The organism is Marinomonas sp. 63XJN7_7_ISO-PGPR-S23-202, from assembly GCF_056173505.1.
In genome coordinates, this window is record NZ_CM149677.1 from 5141610 (window position 1) to 5160642 (window position 19033).

Annotated in this window: 20 protein-coding genes; 3 read left to right on the forward strand and 17 right to left on the reverse strand. The window is 44.4% G+C overall.

Going from position 1 to position 19033, the window contains the following annotated elements; all coding sequences use genetic code 11:
* Window positions 1–23 precede the first annotated feature (23 nt).
* The gene (locus AC0VYG_RS23655) at window positions 24–1811 is read right to left on the reverse strand and encodes a GntR family transcriptional regulator (protein ID WP_475430278.1); all 1788 of its coding nucleotides are present in this window, start codon (window positions 1809–1811) and stop codon (window positions 24–26) included.
* Between the two features lie 184 nt (window positions 1812–1995).
* Between AC0VYG_RS23655 and AC0VYG_RS23660 the strand changes: the two genes are divergently transcribed.
* Together AC0VYG_RS23660 and AC0VYG_RS23665 are read left to right on the forward strand one after the other, a co-directional pair.
* Window positions 1996–3213: an aminotransferase class V-fold PLP-dependent enzyme gene (locus AC0VYG_RS23660; RefSeq protein WP_475430279.1), complete on the forward strand. Its 1218-nt coding sequence runs from the start codon at window positions 1996–1998 to the stop codon at window positions 3211–3213.
* 2 nt (window positions 3214–3215) lie between these two features.
* A complete protein-coding gene (locus AC0VYG_RS23665) occupies window positions 3216–3611 on the forward strand; it encodes a SufE family protein (protein ID WP_475430280.1) in 396 nt (131 codons plus the stop codon).
* Window positions 3612–3628: 17 nt separating this feature from the next.
* Here AC0VYG_RS23665 and AC0VYG_RS23670 read toward each other — a convergent pair whose 3' ends face one another.
* The 3 genes from AC0VYG_RS23670 to tcdA all read right to left on the reverse strand — a co-directional run bounded on the left by AC0VYG_RS23670 (window position 3629) and on the right by tcdA (window position 6016).
* Window positions 3629–3919 (reverse strand): hypothetical protein, encoded by a 291-nt coding sequence (locus tag AC0VYG_RS23670; RefSeq protein WP_475430281.1) that lies wholly within the window; start codon window positions 3917–3919, stop codon window positions 3629–3631.
* A gap of 733 nt (window positions 3920–4652) precedes the next feature.
* Window positions 4653–5099 carry a hypothetical protein gene (locus AC0VYG_RS23675; protein ID WP_475430282.1) on the reverse strand — a complete coding sequence of 149 codons (447 nt, stop codon included), beginning with the start codon at window positions 5097–5099 and terminating at the stop codon, window positions 4653–4655.
* A 137-nt stretch (window positions 5100–5236) separates the two neighbouring features.
* On the reverse strand, window positions 5237–6016 hold the full coding sequence (gene tcdA / locus AC0VYG_RS23680; RefSeq protein WP_475430283.1) for a tRNA cyclic N6-threonylcarbamoyladenosine(37) synthase TcdA: 780 nt from the start codon (window positions 6014–6016) through the stop codon (window positions 5237–5239).
* Between the two features lie 114 nt (window positions 6017–6130).
* Here tcdA and AC0VYG_RS23685 point away from each other — a divergent pair, with 114 nt between their 5' ends.
* The gene (locus AC0VYG_RS23685) at window positions 6131–6871 is read left to right on the forward strand and encodes a TrmB family transcriptional regulator (protein WP_475430284.1); all 741 of its coding nucleotides are present in this window, start codon (window positions 6131–6133) and stop codon (window positions 6869–6871) included.
* 99 nt (window positions 6872–6970) lie between these two features.
* Here AC0VYG_RS23685 and AC0VYG_RS23690 read toward each other — a convergent pair whose 3' ends face one another.
* The 13 genes from AC0VYG_RS23690 to mnmG all read right to left on the reverse strand — a co-directional run bounded on the left by AC0VYG_RS23690 (window position 6971) and on the right by mnmG (window position 18573).
* The gene (locus AC0VYG_RS23690; RefSeq protein ID WP_067011729.1) at window positions 6971–7390 is read right to left on the reverse strand and encodes a F0F1 ATP synthase subunit epsilon; all 420 of its coding nucleotides are present in this window, start codon (window positions 7388–7390) and stop codon (window positions 6971–6973) included.
* Between the two features lie 60 nt (window positions 7391–7450).
* Complete coding sequence (atpD, locus tag AC0VYG_RS23695) at window positions 7451–8827, reverse strand: F0F1 ATP synthase subunit beta (RefSeq protein ID WP_475430285.1); 1377 nt, start codon at window positions 8825–8827, stop codon at window positions 7451–7453.
* A gap of 28 nt (window positions 8828–8855) precedes the next feature.
* Window positions 8856–9716 (reverse strand): F0F1 ATP synthase subunit gamma, encoded by an 861-nt coding sequence (atpG, locus tag AC0VYG_RS23700; protein WP_475430286.1) that lies wholly within the window; start codon window positions 9714–9716, stop codon window positions 8856–8858.
* 88 nt (window positions 9717–9804) lie between these two features.
* Window positions 9805–11349: a F0F1 ATP synthase subunit alpha gene (gene atpA / locus AC0VYG_RS23705; RefSeq protein WP_475430287.1), complete on the reverse strand. Its 1545-nt coding sequence runs from the start codon at window positions 11347–11349 to the stop codon at window positions 9805–9807.
* 37 nt (window positions 11350–11386) lie between these two features.
* Complete coding sequence (locus tag AC0VYG_RS23710; protein WP_475430288.1) at window positions 11387–11923, reverse strand: F0F1 ATP synthase subunit delta; 537 nt, start codon at window positions 11921–11923, stop codon at window positions 11387–11389.
* Window positions 11924–11934: 11 nt separating this feature from the next.
* On the reverse strand, window positions 11935–12405 hold the full coding sequence (locus AC0VYG_RS23715) for a F0F1 ATP synthase subunit B (protein ID WP_475430289.1): 471 nt from the start codon (window positions 12403–12405) through the stop codon (window positions 11935–11937).
* A gap of 44 nt (window positions 12406–12449) precedes the next feature.
* Window positions 12450–12683, reverse strand: coding sequence for a F0F1 ATP synthase subunit C (gene atpE, locus AC0VYG_RS23720; protein ID WP_067011741.1), 234 nt, complete (start codon window positions 12681–12683; stop codon window positions 12450–12452).
* 46 nt (window positions 12684–12729) lie between these two features.
* On the reverse strand, window positions 12730–13599 hold the full coding sequence (atpB, locus tag AC0VYG_RS23725; protein ID WP_475430290.1) for a F0F1 ATP synthase subunit A: 870 nt from the start codon (window positions 13597–13599) through the stop codon (window positions 12730–12732).
* A gap of 32 nt (window positions 13600–13631) precedes the next feature.
* Entirely contained in the window at window positions 13632–14000 is a 369-nt protein-coding gene (locus AC0VYG_RS23730; protein WP_475430291.1) for an ATP synthase subunit I, read from the reverse strand.
* Window positions 14001–14300: 300 nt separating this feature from the next.
* A complete protein-coding gene (locus AC0VYG_RS23735; protein ID WP_475430292.1) occupies window positions 14301–15185 on the reverse strand; it encodes a ParB/RepB/Spo0J family partition protein in 885 nt (294 codons plus the stop codon).
* A 46-nt stretch (window positions 15186–15231) separates the two neighbouring features.
* On the reverse strand, window positions 15232–16014 hold the full coding sequence (locus AC0VYG_RS23740; RefSeq protein WP_475430293.1) for a ParA family protein: 783 nt from the start codon (window positions 16012–16014) through the stop codon (window positions 15232–15234).
* A gap of 4 nt (window positions 16015–16018) precedes the next feature.
* On the reverse strand, window positions 16019–16645 hold the full coding sequence (rsmG, locus tag AC0VYG_RS23745) for a 16S rRNA (guanine(527)-N(7))-methyltransferase RsmG (RefSeq protein WP_475430294.1): 627 nt from the start codon (window positions 16643–16645) through the stop codon (window positions 16019–16021).
* Between the two features lie 38 nt (window positions 16646–16683).
* Window positions 16684–18573, reverse strand: coding sequence for a tRNA uridine-5-carboxymethylaminomethyl(34) synthesis enzyme MnmG (gene mnmG / locus AC0VYG_RS23750; protein ID WP_475430295.1), 1890 nt, complete (start codon window positions 18571–18573; stop codon window positions 16684–16686).
* Between the last annotated feature and the right edge of the window lie 460 nt (window positions 18574–19033).

The window sequence follows — 19033 nt, forward strand, 5'->3', positions numbered from 1 at the left end:
CAGTAGTCGTGCAAAAGTCTCGGTTAGCCAAAGTCATGGTTAATCAGATCTAACATGGGGTTATACAACGGGTCTTTCGACGCATCTCGGCGTACTTTTTGCGGCGTTTTTTCGGTATTCCCTTCTTGGTCATCATCCGGAATAGCGGGGGTCTTTTCCGTCTGCTCGTGGTTTGTAGAGGTATCGTCTGGCGCCAACTCAACCCCCGTTTCTTCCATCATTGCTTCCAAAAGCCCTTCTGACTCAACAGGCGCTAACGGTTCAATCTCGGGAGAAACGCTTTCAGCACTGTCTGATTCAATGGTATTTGATTCGCAGACATCTGAATCGACTTCTGCTTGATGATCTATTACTTCTTCTTCGTCCTTTGCTTCTAGAGCATAATCATCGACTAGGACATTTGTTTGTTCTTTAACCGATTCTTCGATAGTCGTTTCTTCACTTATTTCTTTGTCAATAGACGCCGTCCTCGTTTTAAGAGACAAGCGCTCGGCAAGTTTTTTCGCTAAAGGCTCAACATCGTCCAAGGTGGTATTGATAGCTAACCAATGATTGGCATCTGGCTCATGGCTCACTAACTCCCCCGGTACAATGGCATGACGAAAGCTTGCCAATAAAGCCGTCATATCATCTTGACCCAGCGGTGTCTCCAAACGTAACCACAGCCCCATGCCCCCTTTACTGGGCGCAAAACAGGCTTGATCATTTAGATGGGTCTCAAGATGCGCCTTAATTCGTTCTGAATTCGCCCAAACTTGTCGTGCTCGACGTCGTAACGAACGTTTACCCGTGGATTCTAAAGCATCACTCAGCGCCTGTTGCTGAACATTACTTAACGCCATATCCGCTGATAAAAATCCCCCTTCCAACAGAGTGCTATGGCGACCTGGCAGGCACCAACTGGCGGATCGATCCACCCCTTTGGTTTCTACCCCTCCGATGTAGACAATGTGGTCCGATGAATCGAGGGATTTATACGTCATAACCGATCCCGCACGGTGGGCCAAATGAGAACACAAATCCCATTCAATGGTGGGTAATTGCAGTTCATCAATAATGGCTAACCATCGACGCAAGCTTAAATTACTGATGCTTTGCCCAGCAGGAAAGGCAAACTGACCAGGCAGTACCAATAACTTGATGGCTTCTTCTTTAAAACAGCGAATAACAAGATCCAAATCGACACCCCGCTCTCCCGACGCAATGCTGATCACCTTGCGGCCCAAGCTTTGCAACGTAGAAGGAAGGCGCGGGTCACAGGGTGTGATCACCAATACAGCATCCTCTCGCTGCGTTAGCGACAACACCGTATTCGAAAACATCGCCAAAGGAGAGCGACCTAGCCATAATTGTGAAGCATGGCTTTTGATACCCAATCCATTAAGGTGATCACTTACCGCTTCTCTTACCGCTAGGTGACCTTTACCCAATACCGGAAAATCCACCTCTTCGGTACGAGTGTTAGGGGCTAAAAACGCATCACTTTGATCGACCAAGGCTCCACGATGGGCCAGACAAGACCAAGCCACTTTAGCGCCAAGATTATCCAGCTTTCGCAGCGCCTCCCCAGGCATTAATAAGGCAGGCTTCGCTTCACTTCGATGACAAACAAAATACCCTGATTTCGGCCGCGACTCGATCCAGCCATCCTCAGCTAACAATTCATAGCCATGGATAATGGTATTCAAACTCAGTTTTAATTGCTTCGATAACGCTCGCAAAGAGGGCATACGGTCGCCAGGTGATAGCACATCCTGTGACATTTGATCCAAAAACCAATCCACTACCCCTTTATATAAAAAATCCGCCACCGCTTTGTACCTTCTCTGTGTATTTGTTTATCATCTGTTATCAAAGAGTAAGCGGGATTGAGAAAAAGGCAAGCAAAACGGCGTTTTTTCTCAACAGCTAAGACGCTATGATTAGTTTTCAAACATTTACACACATTGGGTATATCACCCTTTACGATAACAAACGATAAACAGTAGACCCTTTATGGCTTTTGATCCCCATTCCCTGCGTCAAGACTTTCCTATTTTGTCACAACAGGCTTATGACCACCCACTGGTGTATCTTGATAACGCAGCGACCACACAAAAACCATTGAGCGTGCTGGATGCCATTCAAGATTACTATCGCTCATTCAATGCGAACGTCCATCGGGGGGCGCATTATTTAAGTGACAAGGCCACCACGCGTTTTGAACAAGCCCGTGATACCGTCTCTCGCTTTATAAATGCACCAGAGCAAAGCCACGTCATCTGGAGTAAAGGCACCACAGAAGCCATCAATATGGTGGCCTACGGTCTTGAACATCTGCTCAAAAAAGGCGATGAAATTCTTATTACCAGCTTAGAACACCACGCCAACCTCGTCCCTTGGCAGCAATTGGCCTTTCGTACAGGCGCCCGTTTACGAATTTTACCTTTAACATCAGAAGGAGAATGGGAAGACGAATACGCAAGTTATTTTACCGATCGCACGCGTATTTTTGCGGCCACTCAAGTGTCTAATGCCATCGGTGTTCACACCCCCTTGCAAGCAATGTTAATGCAGGCTAAGCAGCACAACGCCTTTACCTTGGTTGATGGCGCTCAAGCCGTTGCGCATTATCCCATCGATGTACAAGCGCTAGACTGCGACTTCTATGTGTTCTCAGGTCACAAAATGTATGGGCCAACCGGCATTGGGGTGTTATACGGAAAAGCCCACGCCCTAGAGGTATTAATTCCCTATCAAACGGGTGGGGAAATGGTGCAACATGTGACCTATCAATCAACACAATTCAATACACTCCCCTATCGATTGGAAGCCGGAACCCCTCACATTGAAGGTGCCATCGGACTGGCTGCCGCTTGTGAGTTTCTCACTCAACAAGATCGCCATGCCTTACTTGCTTGGGAGCAATCTCTGGCCCATCACGTTTACACTCGCCTTCATAAAGAAAGCCAAGTGGCTATTTATTCTCCAGAAACACACACGACTCTGGTCTCGTTAAGTATACCCAATATCCATACTTTAGATTTAAATGCCTACCTAGATAGCCAAGGCATCGCTGTGCGTGCAGGCAGCCACTGTGCCCATCCACTTATGTCACAATTAGGTGTGGCAGGAACGCTACGCGCCTCCTTTGCCTGTTACAATACCCTAGAAGAAGCAGACCGCTTCTGTGATGTTCTCCTAGAAGCCATAGACTTACTAACTGATGAATAGCAATGACTGACTTACCTCCCTACACTCATGTAAAACAGCAACTGCAGGCCTGCCGCAGTAAAGAAGAAACCTTCAAAGCTTTGGTCACCTTGAGTAAACATTTAACGCGCTTAACCGCTGAAGAGAAAACCGAAGAGAATAGAGTAAAAGGCTGCGAAAGTGCCGTCTGGCTTATTATTGATAACAAGGATGATACCCACTCTATCAAAGCGGATAGCGACGCCAAACTCATGCGCGGCGTACTGGTAGCGATACTGAGTTTAGTGCAAGGAAAAACGAAGACGGAAAAGCAAAAAATGGATTTGAAAGCTGAACTGGAATCACTGAATTTAGGTAGCTATCTTACTCAATCAAGAGCGAATGGGGTATTAGCAATCATAGAAAACATCAAGAAATAAGCGCCATCCTAGCGCTATCACGTAAAATGATATACCTTCCGATAGTGTTGTTTTCTCCACTTCAACACCCCAAGGACAATCACCAGACCGATAGGAAAACACCCAAAGGAGCCTGCTATCGTCAAGTACATGCCCAATAGTTTTTTTGAGGTATAAAGAAGAGCGGCACCAATAAAGGCTACGACAAGCAGCAACAGCATGATCCAAGCAATCACATTAGGCACCATATAATATGGTGCCGATGAAGCCAAAAAAGCATACCCAGTTATCAGTGAATTTAGACACAGACCCATCCAAATGATCCACATAACCTTCCTCCATAATGTTCAGTTAACTAATAAACGAAAAACTGAATGTCATTATGAAAACAATAATACAGCGGTGAATCGAAGGCATAACAATAATATTTGTAACATTTTGTTACAAATATTTAAGAATAGTTCACTATAGAGTTCTGATATAAAAACTCTGTTCTATAGGCAAGGGGACTAACTGTTATATTGTTATTTTCATTATGAATAATACATGGGAGGTAGAGATAAAATTTAATAAGAATAGACAAGAGTGGCGGATACAGTAGCAATGATTTTTTCTACTAGTACCTATACTTACCCACTAACTCAATGAAAATAAAAGAAAAATAAAATTAATTTGTAACAATTTTATCTCTCTACTTGAGGCGAAAAGTCTGCTAGCAATGTATAAAATTAATCGCTTTGCATACAAAATAGCTGATTGAAATATAGAATAAGCCTCTTCTCTTCAAACTCATATCGATAAAGTGACTATTCCGAATAAATTTACTATCAGAGCAATATTGTATGTAATTAAAATATTTTGTGTAAAAAATAAGACACGTAATAAAAAGTAAACAAACCATTTTTTTCTATCCAAAAGATAGAAAAGATTAATCGTTATATAGTGAACATTATCAATTAAATAGAAATATGTAGTAAAAAGTTAATAGCCAAACGAGGATAGCACTCACCCTATCGAGTCAGGGCCGCCACCATTGTTATCTAACATGCTTAGAAGCTCTCCTCACTCCGCATCAATCACAACAGAAGGTATATGACGTTTAAATTCGGTTCTTATGGTGTCCTCACCTGTGGGGGTTAACCAGAAACGAACAATAACAAGCTGTCTTTCTTTGCCATCAATAGAGTAGTTCACGACCCAAGCTCGTTTCTGTTCTTCAATACGCACCACACTGTCATAAGGTATCGATTTTTCCGCCACCATTTTGGAGGGTTTAATCGTAAAAAGATCATCCTTAAACACAACATAAGGCGTGTTTTGCCAATATTTCGCCGTCATATAACGAGATACCAACAAAAATAGCACTGGCAGCAATACAAAGTAATTGTTCATGTAAGCGCACACCGCTAGCAAAGGAATACAAGACATCAACGCATAACGAAGGATTCGAAATGAGATATTCGCGCCTCGTTCGCCGTAAATAATCGTCTCTTTGTGATCTGCATTCATTGAATCTACCACCTTATTTCCTCTTGTTTATAGTGCTTAAAAAATTCTCTTAATGTTCAACGTCAAAAAGCCGCAAATTGCTTCCTTTGGGTAACTCGCCAGACACCGCTATTTACCGTTTAACAGTAAGTCCACTATCAATTCGCCTTCTGCGCCAGTTTTTCCAACACCCGACTCACCGCCACAAAACCAAAGGTTGCGGTGACTACAGTGCTGGCACCAAAGCCCGTATCACAGTTCATTTTGGTTTCGCTATCGCCTTTTTGACGCTGCTCGCACACAGTACCATCCAGCTGAGGGTATTTCAGTTGCTCCAATGAATACACACATTCAATATCAAAACGACGCTTAAGATTACGTGAGAAGTTATAGTGGCGACGTAGGAAGTTACGCAGCTTGGCCGCCAGTGGGTCTTGCTCAGTACGGGATAAATCGGCAATACGAATTTGCGTTGGATCAGTTTGTCCACCCGCTCCGCCCACTGTAATGATCTTGTGCTTATTACGTTTACACCAAGCGATAAGTGCTGCTTTAGGCTTTAAACTATCAATCGCATCCACAATATAGTCAAACTTCTCGGACAGTAGCTCGGGGATGTTGTCAGGCGTGATAAAGTCTTCAATGCAGGTTACCTGGCATTCAGGGTTAATCAGTTTTATACGCTCTTCCATAGCCTCCACTTTGGGCTTGCCTATATTGCCATCGAGAGCGTGGATTTGACGATTGATATTGGTGACACATACATCGTCCATATCGATCAATGTTATATGACCGACACCAGAGCGAGCCAAAGCTTCTGCCGCCCAGGACCCCACCCCACCAATGCCAATGACACACACTTTCGCTTTAGAAAAAACATCGTAAGCGGCATCGCCATACAAACGGCGAATACCCCCAAATCGTTGATCATTTGTCACTTTTCACTCCTCACAGACAGATCGTTCTGCGCTTTTTTCTTTCAATACGTGTATTCTTTAACTCGATATGACGTCTGTCGTGATAAACATCAACATTAACCAACTGTGAGCGATATGATCGAGCAAACCTTTGAACAACTCGGCCTAACCCCAAGAGAATCTCTACTGTACCAAACCCTATTAAAATTAGGCCCCTCTTCTATCCGCGACATTGCTGAGCACAGCGGCATTAACCGTGGTACCGCCTACGAATCACTTAAGCAATTGCAAAGCAAAGGAGTCATCAGTTATTTCCCGAAAGGGAAAAGGCGCTTTTTTACAGCAGAAAACCCAGAGATCTTACTCAGCCTTGCGGAAGATCGGCGTCATCGTTTAGATAAAACCATTGAAACTCTCAAAACCACCATCATTCCCAACTTACATCAGCAACAGCCCGAGTATCATCACACTAATATACGTTATTACGAAGGGGACGACGGCATCGAATGGGTATTACGCGACATTTTAAACGTCGTGTCGCAACAAGACCACAAAGAATATTGTGTGTTTTCCTCCAAACCGATTCGACCTTACTTATATCGCCCCTTTCCTAACTATACAAAACAGCGAGTGAAACTGGGTATCAATGTAAAAGTGATTGCCCTTGGAGAAGGGGGAGAAGAGGCGGAACTATCACAACGAAAATGGATTAAAACCGAAGGCTCCGTGGATGCCAGCTACATTGCAATCTATCCACCAAAATGTGCCATCATCTCTCTTGTCAGCAAGAACTTTCCATCGGCTGTGGTTTTAGAGTCGAAAGACATCGCCTGTGCCCAACAAATTATCTTTGATACCCTTTGGAAGATGCTATGAGGTGACTCTACATAAAGTCTTAGTGGTTTTATGGAGCAAGGTTGGAATAAAAAAGCAGCCACTCGGCTGCTTTTTTGATTTCAGGTTCCAGCGCGTCCCTTATTTATGACGGAACTGCTGGATAGTACGCAAGCGCGCGACGGCTTCTGCCAATTCCGCTGTTGCACGAGAATAATCGACGTCTGATTTTTGGTTCGCTAAAAGCTCTTGTGCATGTTGCTTCGCTTTTAGTGCCGCTTCCTCGTCAAGATCTCTTGCACGAATAGCTGTGTTAGCCAAAACGGTAATGCTGTTCGGTTGAACTTCTAAGAAGCCACCAGACACGAAGATAAACTCTTCATCACCGTTTTCTTTAACCACATGAACAGGACCTGGTTGCAACGTTGTCAGCAATGGAGAATGCCCTGGCATAATGCCTAGGCCACCATAGCTGCCTGCAGCCGAAAGAGACTTAACGACTCCGCTAAAGATCTCTTGCTCAGCGCTTACGATATCGCAGTGTACTGCTGTGATAGCCATAAGTTGCCTCTCTTAGTCAGGCTCAGTAAGAACGCGTCGCGCCCTTACTATGCGTGATGGTTAAAGTTTTTTAGCTTTCTCGACGGCTTCGTCGATGCTACCAATCATGTAGAACGCTTGCTCTGGCAAGTCATCAAACTCACCTTCTAGAATGCCTTTGAAACCACGGATAGTGTCTTTCAAAGAAACATATTTACCTGGTGCGCCAGTAAAGACTTCTGCAACGAAGAAAGGTTGAGACAAGAAGCGTTGGATTTTACGAGAACGGTTAACCGTTTGCTTATCTTCTTCAGATAGCTCGTCCATACCCAAGATCGCGATGATGTCTTTCAATTCTTTATAACGTTGCAATACCATCTGTACGCCACGTGCTACGTCGTAGTGCTCTTGACCGATAACTAATGGGTCAAGCTGACGAGACGTACTGTCTAGAGGATCGATCGCAGGGTAGATACCCAAAGAAGCGATGTCACGAGACAATACAACCGTTGCGTCCAAGTGAGAGAAGGTTGTTGCTGGCGATGGGTCAGTCAAGTCATCCGCAGGGACGTATACCGCTTGAACAGAGGTGATAGACCCTGTCTTAGTAGAGGTGATACGTTCTTGAAGAACACCCATTTCTTCCGCAAGCGTCGGCTGATAACCTACGGCAGATGGCATACGACCGAGCAATGCAGATACTTCGGTACCAGCAAGCGTGTAACGGTAGATGTTATCGACGAAGAAAAGTACATCACGACCTTCATCACGGAATTTTTCCGCCATGGTCAAGCCTGTCAAAGCAACACGTAGACGGTTACCTGGTGGCTCGTTCATTTGGCCGTATACAAGAGATACCTTATCGATTACGTTCGAGTCAGTCATCTCATGGTAGAAGTCGTTACCCTCACGAGTACGCTCACCTACACCGGCGAATACAGAGTAACCACTGTGCTCGATGGCGATGTTACGGATAAGCTCCATCATGTTTACGGTTTTACCTACACCGGCACCACCGAACAGACCCACTTTACCACCTTTCGCGAACGGACAGACAAGGTCGATTACCTTGATACCTGTTTCCAACAATTCGCTGCTAGAAGACTGCTCATCGTAAGAAGGCGCTTGACGGTGAATAGACCAACGCTCTTCTTCACCGATAGGACCTTTTTCATCAATTGGATTACCTAGAACGTCCATAATACGTCCTAGTGTTTTGGTTCCTACAGGGACAGACACTGGGTGGCCAGTGTTATCCACTGTCAAACCACGTTTCATACCATCTGTAGAGCCCATGGCGATGGTACGAACAACACCGTCGCCTAGTTGCTGTTGAACTTCTAACACCAACTCTTTACCCTCGATAGTGAGGGCGTCGTATACTTTTGGCACATTGTCACGTGGGAATTCCACGTCGATGACCGCACCGATAATCTGTACGATTTGTCCGCTACTCATGTTCGGATCCTCTTAATACCTAAATACCTTAAACCGCTGCCGCGCCGCCAACTATCTCAGAAATCTCCTGAGTAATTGCTGCTTGACGAGCCTTGTTGTACACCAACTGCAATTCATCGATGATATCGCCTGCGTTGTCGGTTGCGTTTTTCATGGCAATCATTCGAGCGGCCTGTTCACACGCAATGTTTTCAACAACCGATTGATATACCTGAGACTCTATGTAACGAACCAATAACTCGTTCAAAATTTCAACGGCTTCCGGCTCATAAATGTAATCCCAATGGTGCTTTAACTCTGTATTCTCTTCTGGTTGCAATGGCAAAAGTTGATCAACCTTGGGCTTCTGAGTCATAGTATTCACGAACTCATTAGAAACCACATACAAGCGGTCAATACGACCTTCATCAAATGCATCTAGCATTACTTTTACACTACCAACTAAGTCGTCAGCTTTAGGTGCATCACCTAACCCTGTAAAAGCAGCTGTTACGTTTCCGCCGTAGTTACGGAAGAATGAAACCGCTTTAGAACCAATTGCACAGATATCAACCTGAACACCGGAATCAGAAAACTGCTTCATTTCTTTTAATGCGGCTTTGAACACGTTAACGTTCAAACCACCACACAAACCACGATCAGAAGAGACTACGATATAACCAACACGCTTCGCCTCACGCTCGGTAAGGTAACGGTGTTTATACTCAGGATTCGCGTTAGCCAAATGGCCAACGACTTGGCGAATTCGTTCCGCATACGGACGAGAAGCGGCCATACGATCCTGAGCTTTACGCGTCTTACTGGCGGCTACTTTTTCCATAGCACGAGTAATTTTACGCGTATTGTTAATGCTCGAAATCTGAGTACGTATCTCTTTTCCGACTGCCATAATAGAACTGCCCTTGTGAGAATGTTATTTCACAAACTGCAAAGTAACATTGGTGATGGACTAAGCAAATAGTCTATCACCAAGCTTATTACCAAGTTTGTGTCGCTTTAAACTTCTCGATTGCCGCTTTAAATGTCGCTTCAATCTCGCCGTTAAAATTGCCTGTTTTGTTGATGTCAGCCATCAGTTCAGCATGTTCGCTGTTCATGTAGCTAATCAACGCACTTTCAAAACTCGCAATCTTGCTTGTTTCAACATCTACAAGGTAGCCATCATTGGCAGCGTAAAGGACAATCCCCATATCCGCTACTGGCATAGGAGAGAACTGCTTTTGTTTCATCAGTTCGGTAACCTGTTTACCATGCTCTAGCTGTTTACGAGTTGCTTCGTCTAGGTCAGATGCGAACTGAGCAAATGCTGCCAATTCACGGTACTGAGCTAAGGCCAGACGAATACCACCGCCTAGTTTCTTAACGATCTTAGTTTGCGCGGCACCACCAACACGAGAAACGGAAATACCCGCGTTCATCGCAGGACGAATACCCGCATTAAACAAGTTCGTTTCCAAGAAAATCTGACCATCTGTGATGGAGATTACGTTGGTTGGTACGAAAGCAGATACGTCACCGCCTTGTGTTTCAATGATAGGCAAGGCGGTCAAAGACCCCGTCTGACCTTTCACTTCACCGTTGGTGAACTTCTCAACGTAATCAGCGCTAACGCGAGACGCACGTTCTAGAAGACGAGAGTGAAGGTAGAATACGTCACCAGGGTATGCTTCACGACCCGGTGGACGACGAAGTAGCAACGAAATCTGACGGTAAGCCCAAGCTTGTTTCGTCAAATCATCGTATACGATCAATGCGTCTTCACCACGATCACGGAAGTATTCACCCATGGTACAACCAGTGTACGGTGCTAGATACAACATTGCTGCTGGATCAGAGGCGCCTGCCACAACCACTGTGGTGTAGTCCATTGCGCCCGCTTCTTCAAGCTTGCGAACGACGTTAGCGATAGTCGATTGTTTTTGACCAATCGCTACATACACACATTTAATTCCGCTGTCTTTTTGCGCAATAATGGTGTCGATCGCCAATGCAGTCTTACCCACTTGGCGGTCACCGATGATCAACTCACGCTGACCACGACCAACCGGAACCATGGAGTCAACCGCCTTGTAACCTGTTTGGATAGGCTGATCAACACCTTGACGGGCAATAACGCCTGGCGCGACTTTTTCGACTTTATCCGTCATTTGTGCATTGAGCTCGCCTTTGCCGTCGATTGGAGTACCCAATGCGTCAACAACACGACCAAGCAATTCAGGACCAACAGGTACTTCTAAAATACGACCTGTACATTTTACTTTTTGACCTTCTACAAGGTCTTGGTATTGACCCAGTACTACCGCACCTACAGAGTCACGCTCTAGGTTTAAGGCCATACCGAAAATACCACCAGGGAATTCGATCATTTCCCCGTACATAACATCTGCCAAACCGTGAATCAGAACGATACCGTCTGCCACGCTGACAATTGTGCCCTCATTTTGGGCATCTGAAGAGACATCAAGGTTCTCGATGCGCTTCTTGATAATCTCGCTGATCTCAGATGGATTCAGTTGCTGCATGCTACATTCCTCAACCCTGGTTTCAATTTAAGAAACACTAGGAGTTTATCGCCTCGGCCAGTTTCGTCAATTTACCACGAACTGAGCCGTCGATGATTAAGTCACTGGTACGGATAACCACGCCACCAATCAGGCTTGCGTCTGTTTCGTTAGTCAAGTTGATCGTACGATCCAACTTCTTCGCTAACGAATCGGCTAATGTCTGTGCTTGTTCTGCTGATAATTCAAAAGCAGACGTCAACTTAACATCGACGGCTTTTTCATAGTTCAGTTTGAACTGTTGAAATAACTCAGAAATCGCAGGTAACAAGAGCAAACGCTTGTTTTCTGCTAGGTTAAGCAAAAATGCTTTACCCTGTTCAGTGGTTATTTCTTCACAAACCTGTGCCAGAGCACTCGCCTTTTCTTGCGCACTAAAGGCAGGATTTCCAAGCGCTGTTTTAAGCTTCGGTTCTTTTGTGACAGTCGCTAATACGCTCAGCATATTAGCCCATTCTGTAACATGACCTTGCTCACGAGCGACTTCAAAAGCTGCTTTGGCGTATGGCCGCGCGACGGTTTTAAGTTCAGCCATTAGATCCTCGCTTAAAGCTCTTTGGCGAGCTGTTCAACGATCTCGCTGTGTGCTTTTTCGTCAATAGTGGCGCCTAAAATTTTCTCAGCACCTACAAAAGCCAGAGCAGAAACTTGTGCACGCAATGCTTCTTTGGCACGCACAACATCTTGCTCTATCTCAGCCTGAGCCGCTTCGCGAAGACGCTTGCCATCGGCAATTGCTTGCTCTTTCGACTCATCGATCAATTGGTTAGCACGTTTGTTAGCTTGTTCGATAATCTGAGCGGCATGTTCCTTGCTCTCACGTAACGTTCGAGCGGCTTTCTCTTCAGCCAACTCTGCCTCACGTGCAGCTTGGTTTGCTGCCTCAAAACTATCCGCAATCTTTTTCTTACGCTCTTCGAGCGCTTGCATTATAGGTGGCCATACATATTTCATGCAGAAGGCGATAAAAATCACAAAAGCGATTGCTTGGCCTATAATGGTTGCATTGATATTCATGCCTGTACCTCGTATGTTTGTCCGCTAAATGGGGGATTAAAATCTTAACCAGCCACGGCGAACAGAACGTACATAGCCAAGCCGACTGCGATCATAGGAACCGCATCAACCAAACTCATTACGATGAAGAACTGTGTACGTAATAAAGGAATTAATTCTGGCTGACGAGCAGCCCCTTCCAAGTATTTACCACCTAGAATACCGATACCAATTGCCGCACCTAGAGCACCTAGGCCTAACATTAGAGCACCAGCAATAAACAACAACGATTGTTCCATTTTTCTCTCCTATAAACTCAACGTAAAGTACAAATAAAAATCTAAATTAGTGATGTTTCTGATGAGCCATATCTAAGTAAACAATGGTCAACATCATGAAGACATAAGCCTGTAATGCAATAATCAAAATGTGGAATATTGCCCAACCTATCTGTAATAAGCCGCTAAGAGGACCAAGGATCCACCCTGCGCCGAACATAATAGCCAGCAAGATAAAGATCATTTCGCCAGCATAGATGTTACCAAACAGACGCAATGACAATGAGACAGGTTTGGAGATCAGGGATACCAATTCCAATACCAAGTTAATTGGGAATAACCATTTAGGGAACGGCTGGAACGCTAACTCACCTAAGAACCCACCCAATCCTTTTACTTTGATGCCGTAAAAGACCATTAAAGCAAATACAACCAGTGCCATAGCAGATGTCGCATTAGGATCCGTTGTTGGAACCGCTTTAAAGAAGACGTGTTGTGGGTCCGCACCAAATACGTGTTCACCAACAAACACCGCAATTTGAGGTATTAAATCAACCATTACATCGTCCATTAGGTTCATCAGGAAAACCCAAACAAAAATGGTTAATGCAAGAGGAGCAACGAGAGGGTTACGGCCAGAAAAGGAGCTACGAACGTTTTCATCGACAAATTCGACGACCCATTCGGCAAAGTTAACCAAACCAGAAGGTACACCAGACGTCGCTTTCTTCGCAGCGCGACGGAAAAACCACATCATCAATACGCCAAGAAGAACAGACATGCCTATGGTATCAACATTGATAGACCAAAATCCCATGTTGGCAGCTTCTTGAGCACTGTGAGCAAAGCCCCAAGAGCCATCAGCATGCTGACCAAAAGTCAGGTTCTGTAAGTGATGTTTAATGTAACCTGAAGAACTAACTGTTTGACTCGACATTTACTAAACCTCAAATTCTTCTAAGCAATTGTTCAATTCTTATGTAAAAAAAATAACACAGCTTGTGTTATTACAAAGCTTGCCAATAAAGCAAAGGCTGTTAATTTCAACAGCCCGAATCCTAATGCAAACATGATGAGAGTCCAACACCACCTCTCGATCATGCAGCGGTATACTTTATTTAAATCTTGCCTTGGATCCGATTTGGCTGCTTTCGCAGCACGGACAAGATGCCATTTCTGTAACAACGAATTTCCTATGGCAATTGAGCCACCAAAAATCGCTGTCAGCGCATTTTCGGTCCCTTTTACCCCATAAAACAATGCGACTAATACGGCTAAGACTAATACCTGAGTAACCAGCAGCTTATTGATAAGCTTTGTATTTAATCTTCTATCCATCAGGCTTTAGCACCATCCGCAGTGAGTCGTTGCAATTGCACCATGATGAGACAAACATGCGCCATTATAGTTCGATAACCAATAGGGTCAATCTTTAATTATTGCTTACACTAATCTTACATTTGTACCAAAGCGTTAAAACATATGAATTCATGTCACAAACATTAAGGATAAGTAAATGCACAATTAAAATCCGACGCATTATATGGGTAATACAAACGATGATCAACTTAAACCGATGTCAAAAAACACTCACAATCAAGAAGTTCAGGCAATCCTGCGGACGAAAATCAGGCCAATTTATTTTTTCGAGAACAGTTCAGTTATCAATAACTCAAGGTGTTCAGGGTTGCGATATTCAATCACCACCTTACCTTTTCCCTTTGCTGAAGGCTGAATTTTGACGGAAGCATTGATTTTTTGGCTAATTCTCTCCGCTTCAGCGCTTAAATCAGGCAGTTCAGGGGCGGTGTTATCTTCTTTAATTGGCGATTGATAGCTTTTGACTAGGCGCTCGGTTTCACGAACCGATAGTGACTTTGTAACAACTTGTGAAGCCGCTTGAATTTGTTTGTCTTGCTCTAAAGGCAACAATGCTCTGGCGTGTCCCATTTCAATGTCACCATGCTCTAATAAGCGACGAACTTCCGGTGACAAACCAAGCAAGCGGAGTAAATTGGCGACCGTAGAGCGTGATTTCCCCACGGTATCGGCTACTTCTTGCTGTGTCAGATGAAAATCTTCAATCAAACGTTGTAATGCTAACGCTTCTTCGACTGGATTGAGGTCTTCACGTTGGATATTCTCAATGAGGGCGAGCACCACCGCATCAGAATCTTCTACATGACGAATAATGACCGGGACTTGAGTTAACTCAGCTAATTTGGCAGCACGCCAGCGACGTTCACCCGCAATGATTTCATACTGGTTAGTACCATTGGGGCGTACCACAATGGGCTGCATGATGCCTTGGTTACGAATCGATATTGCCAATTCATCCAAGTGTGCAGGGTTCATATCACGACGAGGTTGAAACTTGCCCTTAGAGAGCCATTCAACTGGTAAATAAGTCAGGCCTTTGATGGCTTCGTTGTGCTCAGATAACTCAACACTATCGGTCGGCGCTTTTTGTGGAGCCAGTAAAGCGTCCAGACCACGACCTAAGCCTCTTTTTTTCATCGTCATGTTTTAACCCTAATTGAAATCAGATCTTACTTGTCTTTGCGCATTATCACGCAGAGCGTTTACGGATAAATTCGCCTGCTAAGGCAAGGTAAGCAATGGCACCACGGGAGTCTTTTTCGTAATGTAAAACAGGTAATCCATAACTTGGTGCTTCAGCAAGACGTATATTACGAGGTATCACGGTATCATACACCTTAGAGCCGAAATGTTTTTGTAATTGGCCCGATACATCATGGGTCAAACTAGGGCGAGGATCATACATGGTTCGCAGAATCCCCTCAATTTCTAGCGACGGATTTAAGGCATGAGTAATACGCTCAATGGTCTGTAATAACGCCGTCAATCCTTCTAGGGCATAATATTCACATTGAACCGGAATTAACACCCCTTGGGAAGCGGCCAAGGCATTGACCGTCAACATATTCAGTGCCGGAGGACAATCAAGCAAGATAAAATCAAACTCATTATCCACCTCATATAGGCCCGCCCTTAAACGTGTTTCCTTGCTGGGCAGGTCTAACAAAGCCACTTCCGCCCCAGTTAAATCCCCATTAGCAGGCAACACCCAATATTGACCTGGGTTGGCAGTCTCTTCCATAACCGGTTTCATCACGTCTTTAACGCCATGGGTTCCCACTAAAACATCAAAGACGCTCGTCTCAAGCTCTTCTTTAATGAGCCCACTGCCTGTCGTGGCGTTGCCCTGCGGATCAAGGTCGATTAAAAGCACACGTCGCTTCATCGCGGCCAATGAGGCGGCGAGGTTAACACAGGTCGTGGTTTTACCCACTCCCCCTTTTTGATTCGTGACTGCGATTATTCTCGCCATGCTATTATCCTTTACGCACCATAATGACCATATGACGTTCCGCCTGAATATTCGGTACATTCAGTGATTTAATGTCAACAACTTCTACTTCAGAAGGCAAAGCAGCAAGTTCTTTCTCTGGGTGTACCCCTTTCATTGCTAAAAAATTACCTGTGTCCTTTGGTAGTGGTAAGGTCCAGTTTATCATGTCTTGTAATGAGGCAAAGGCTCGCGAAATAACATGATCGTACTCACCTTGATGAGCATGTTTTTCAACTCGCTCATTAGCAACCGTGACATTATCAATGCCTAGCTCCATTTTTACCTGGGTTAAAAAACGGGTTTTTTTGCCATTACTGTCTAGCAAAGTAAAGTGTTTTTCAGGGTAACAAATAGCAAGCACCATACCAGGTAACCCTGGTCCTGTCCCCACATCAATAATACGCTCACCTTTAATAAAAGGCAGTGTGGCGAGACTATCTAATAAATGCAATGAGATCATTTGATCAACATCACGGATTGCCGTGAGGTTGTATGCCTTATTCCATTTTTGCAACATGGCAAGGTAGTCTACTAGGGTCTGAATGGTCTTATCAGATAAATGGGCGCCCATTTGTAGGGCGCCTTTTTGAATGGCAGCAAAATGTGTCACAGTCGAATCCAATTAATCGGCGTTATCGGCTGTAGATTCTAGGCACTTTTGCGTGTAATCGCACGTTTTTTCAAGTGAATTAATAGTAAGGATACTGCAGCGGGGGTCACACCTTGGATTCGTGACGCCGCAGCAAGCGTGGCAGGTCGAGCCTGAACCAACTTTTGCTTAATTTCATTGGACAGACCTTCCATCGTGGAATAATCCAAATCTTCCGGTAGCGGCGTATTTTCTTGACGGCGTAATCGCTCAATGTCTTCCGCTTGACGGGAAATATAACCTGCGTATTTCACGGTAATCTGAACTTGTTCGGAGACTTGTTCATCAACCGCATCGTCTGGCGCATTTTTCAGATGAGCGATATCGGCATATACCACCCCTGGGCGCTTCAATAAATCCAACAAACTGTATTCATGAGAAATCGGCGTTTCCAGTTTTGGATTGATGGCTTCAGCCTCAGGAGAATTGGGCACAATCCAACTGGACTTAAGACGCTGAGTTTCCAATTCGATGGCTTCGCGCTTTTTACAAAATGCCGCCCAACGTTCATCCGATACCAAGCCAAGTTCACGACCTTTTTCGGTTAACCGCATATCGGCATTGTCTTCACGAAGAATCAAACGATACTCCGCACGGCTGGTAAACATACGATAGGGCTCTTTTGTTCCCATTGAAATCAGATCATCGACAAGCACACCTAAATAGGCCTCGTCACGACGGGGCGTCCAAGCTTCTTTGTCTTGCGCTAATAAAGCAGCGTTTAAGCCCGCCAATAAACCTTGAGCGCCTGCTTCCTCATAACCCGTTGTGCCATTAATCTGCCCAGCAAAGAACAAACCAGGCATATGCTTGGTTTCTAAGGAGTATTTCAAGTCTTGTGGATTGAAGTAATCGTATTCAATCGCATAACCTGGGCGAATGATATGCGCATTCTCCATACCTTTCATGGAACGGACCAATTCAATTTGTACGTCAAATGGCAAAGAAGTAGAAATGCCATTCGGATACAGTTCGTGGGTCGTTAAGCCTTCCGGTTCAATGAAAATCTGATGAGAGTTTTTATCCGCAAAGCGCACAATTTTATCTTCAATAGACGGACAATAACGTGGCCCTACCCCTTCAATCACCCCGGTATACATTGGTGAACGATCCATACCCGCACGAATGATATCGTGGGTGCGTTCATTGGTATGGGTAATAAAGCAATTGATTTGACGTGGATGCATTGAGCGATCGCCCATATAAGACATCACAGGTGTAAGGTCATCGCCTGGTTGTTCTTGCATTTGGCTAAAGTCGACAGAACGCGCATCAATTCGAGGTGGCGTCCCTGTTTTAAGACGGTCTACCCGAAATGGCAATGCTCGCAGTTTTTCCGCTAAGCCTATGGATGGTGGATCGCCTGCACGACCACCAGAATGGTTTTGCAAACCAACATGAATGATGCCACCTAAAAAAGTACCCGCCGTCAACACAACGGTTTTACTATTAAAGCGAATGCCTGTTTGTGTAATGACGCCTCGAGCCGCACCATTTTCAACAATCAGATCTTCGGCTGATTGTTGGAATAACCAAAGGTTTTCTTGGTTTTCCAATTGATAACGAATGGCTGCTTTATAAAGAATACGGTCAGCTTGAGCACGCGTGGCTCGAACAGCGGGTCCTTTACGCGAGTTCAGTGTACGAAACTGAATACCTGCTTTATCAGTAGCAAGCGCCATCGCGCCATCCAAAGCATCAATTTCTTTTACTAGGTGCGACTTCCCAATACCACCAATGGCTGGGTTACAGGACATTTGTCCTAATGTTTCAATGTTGTGTGACAATAAAAGTGTTTTCACACCCATACGAGCTGCTGCTAAAGCGGCTTCTGTGCCGGCATGACCACCACCAACCACAATCACATCAAAGCGACTTGGGAAATCCACGGGAACCTCGGTATTGCTAATAAATAAATGACTAATGAATAAAAAACGAACAGATTCGATAAGGTGGCCTAGTATATCGGCTAATTTTGAAAAAGAAAGAGAGACAAACGACTATTCCCCGGTCATCAATATTAATAAAATCATTATGTATATAGTGTTTTTTATGTTAGTTATGTTTATGTAGCAGCTCATTTTTTGTTTATAACTAATAAAAATTCATATTTTTCATTGTCTTATAGGTTTTATATCTTGTTAATGGATGGTCTATTTTCCTGTGATGTGAACAGGCTGAACCTGTGAATAACTTGGGTACTTATACACCGGCGTCTTTTTTCCTCTGAGTTGTTAAAAACTGTGCAAAACTTCTTATTTATCTATCACCATAGTTATCAACAGTCGTGAAAAACGTATTTTTTTGGAAGAGTTATCTGTTTTTAAAGGTTTTTTTGTTGTAATCCAC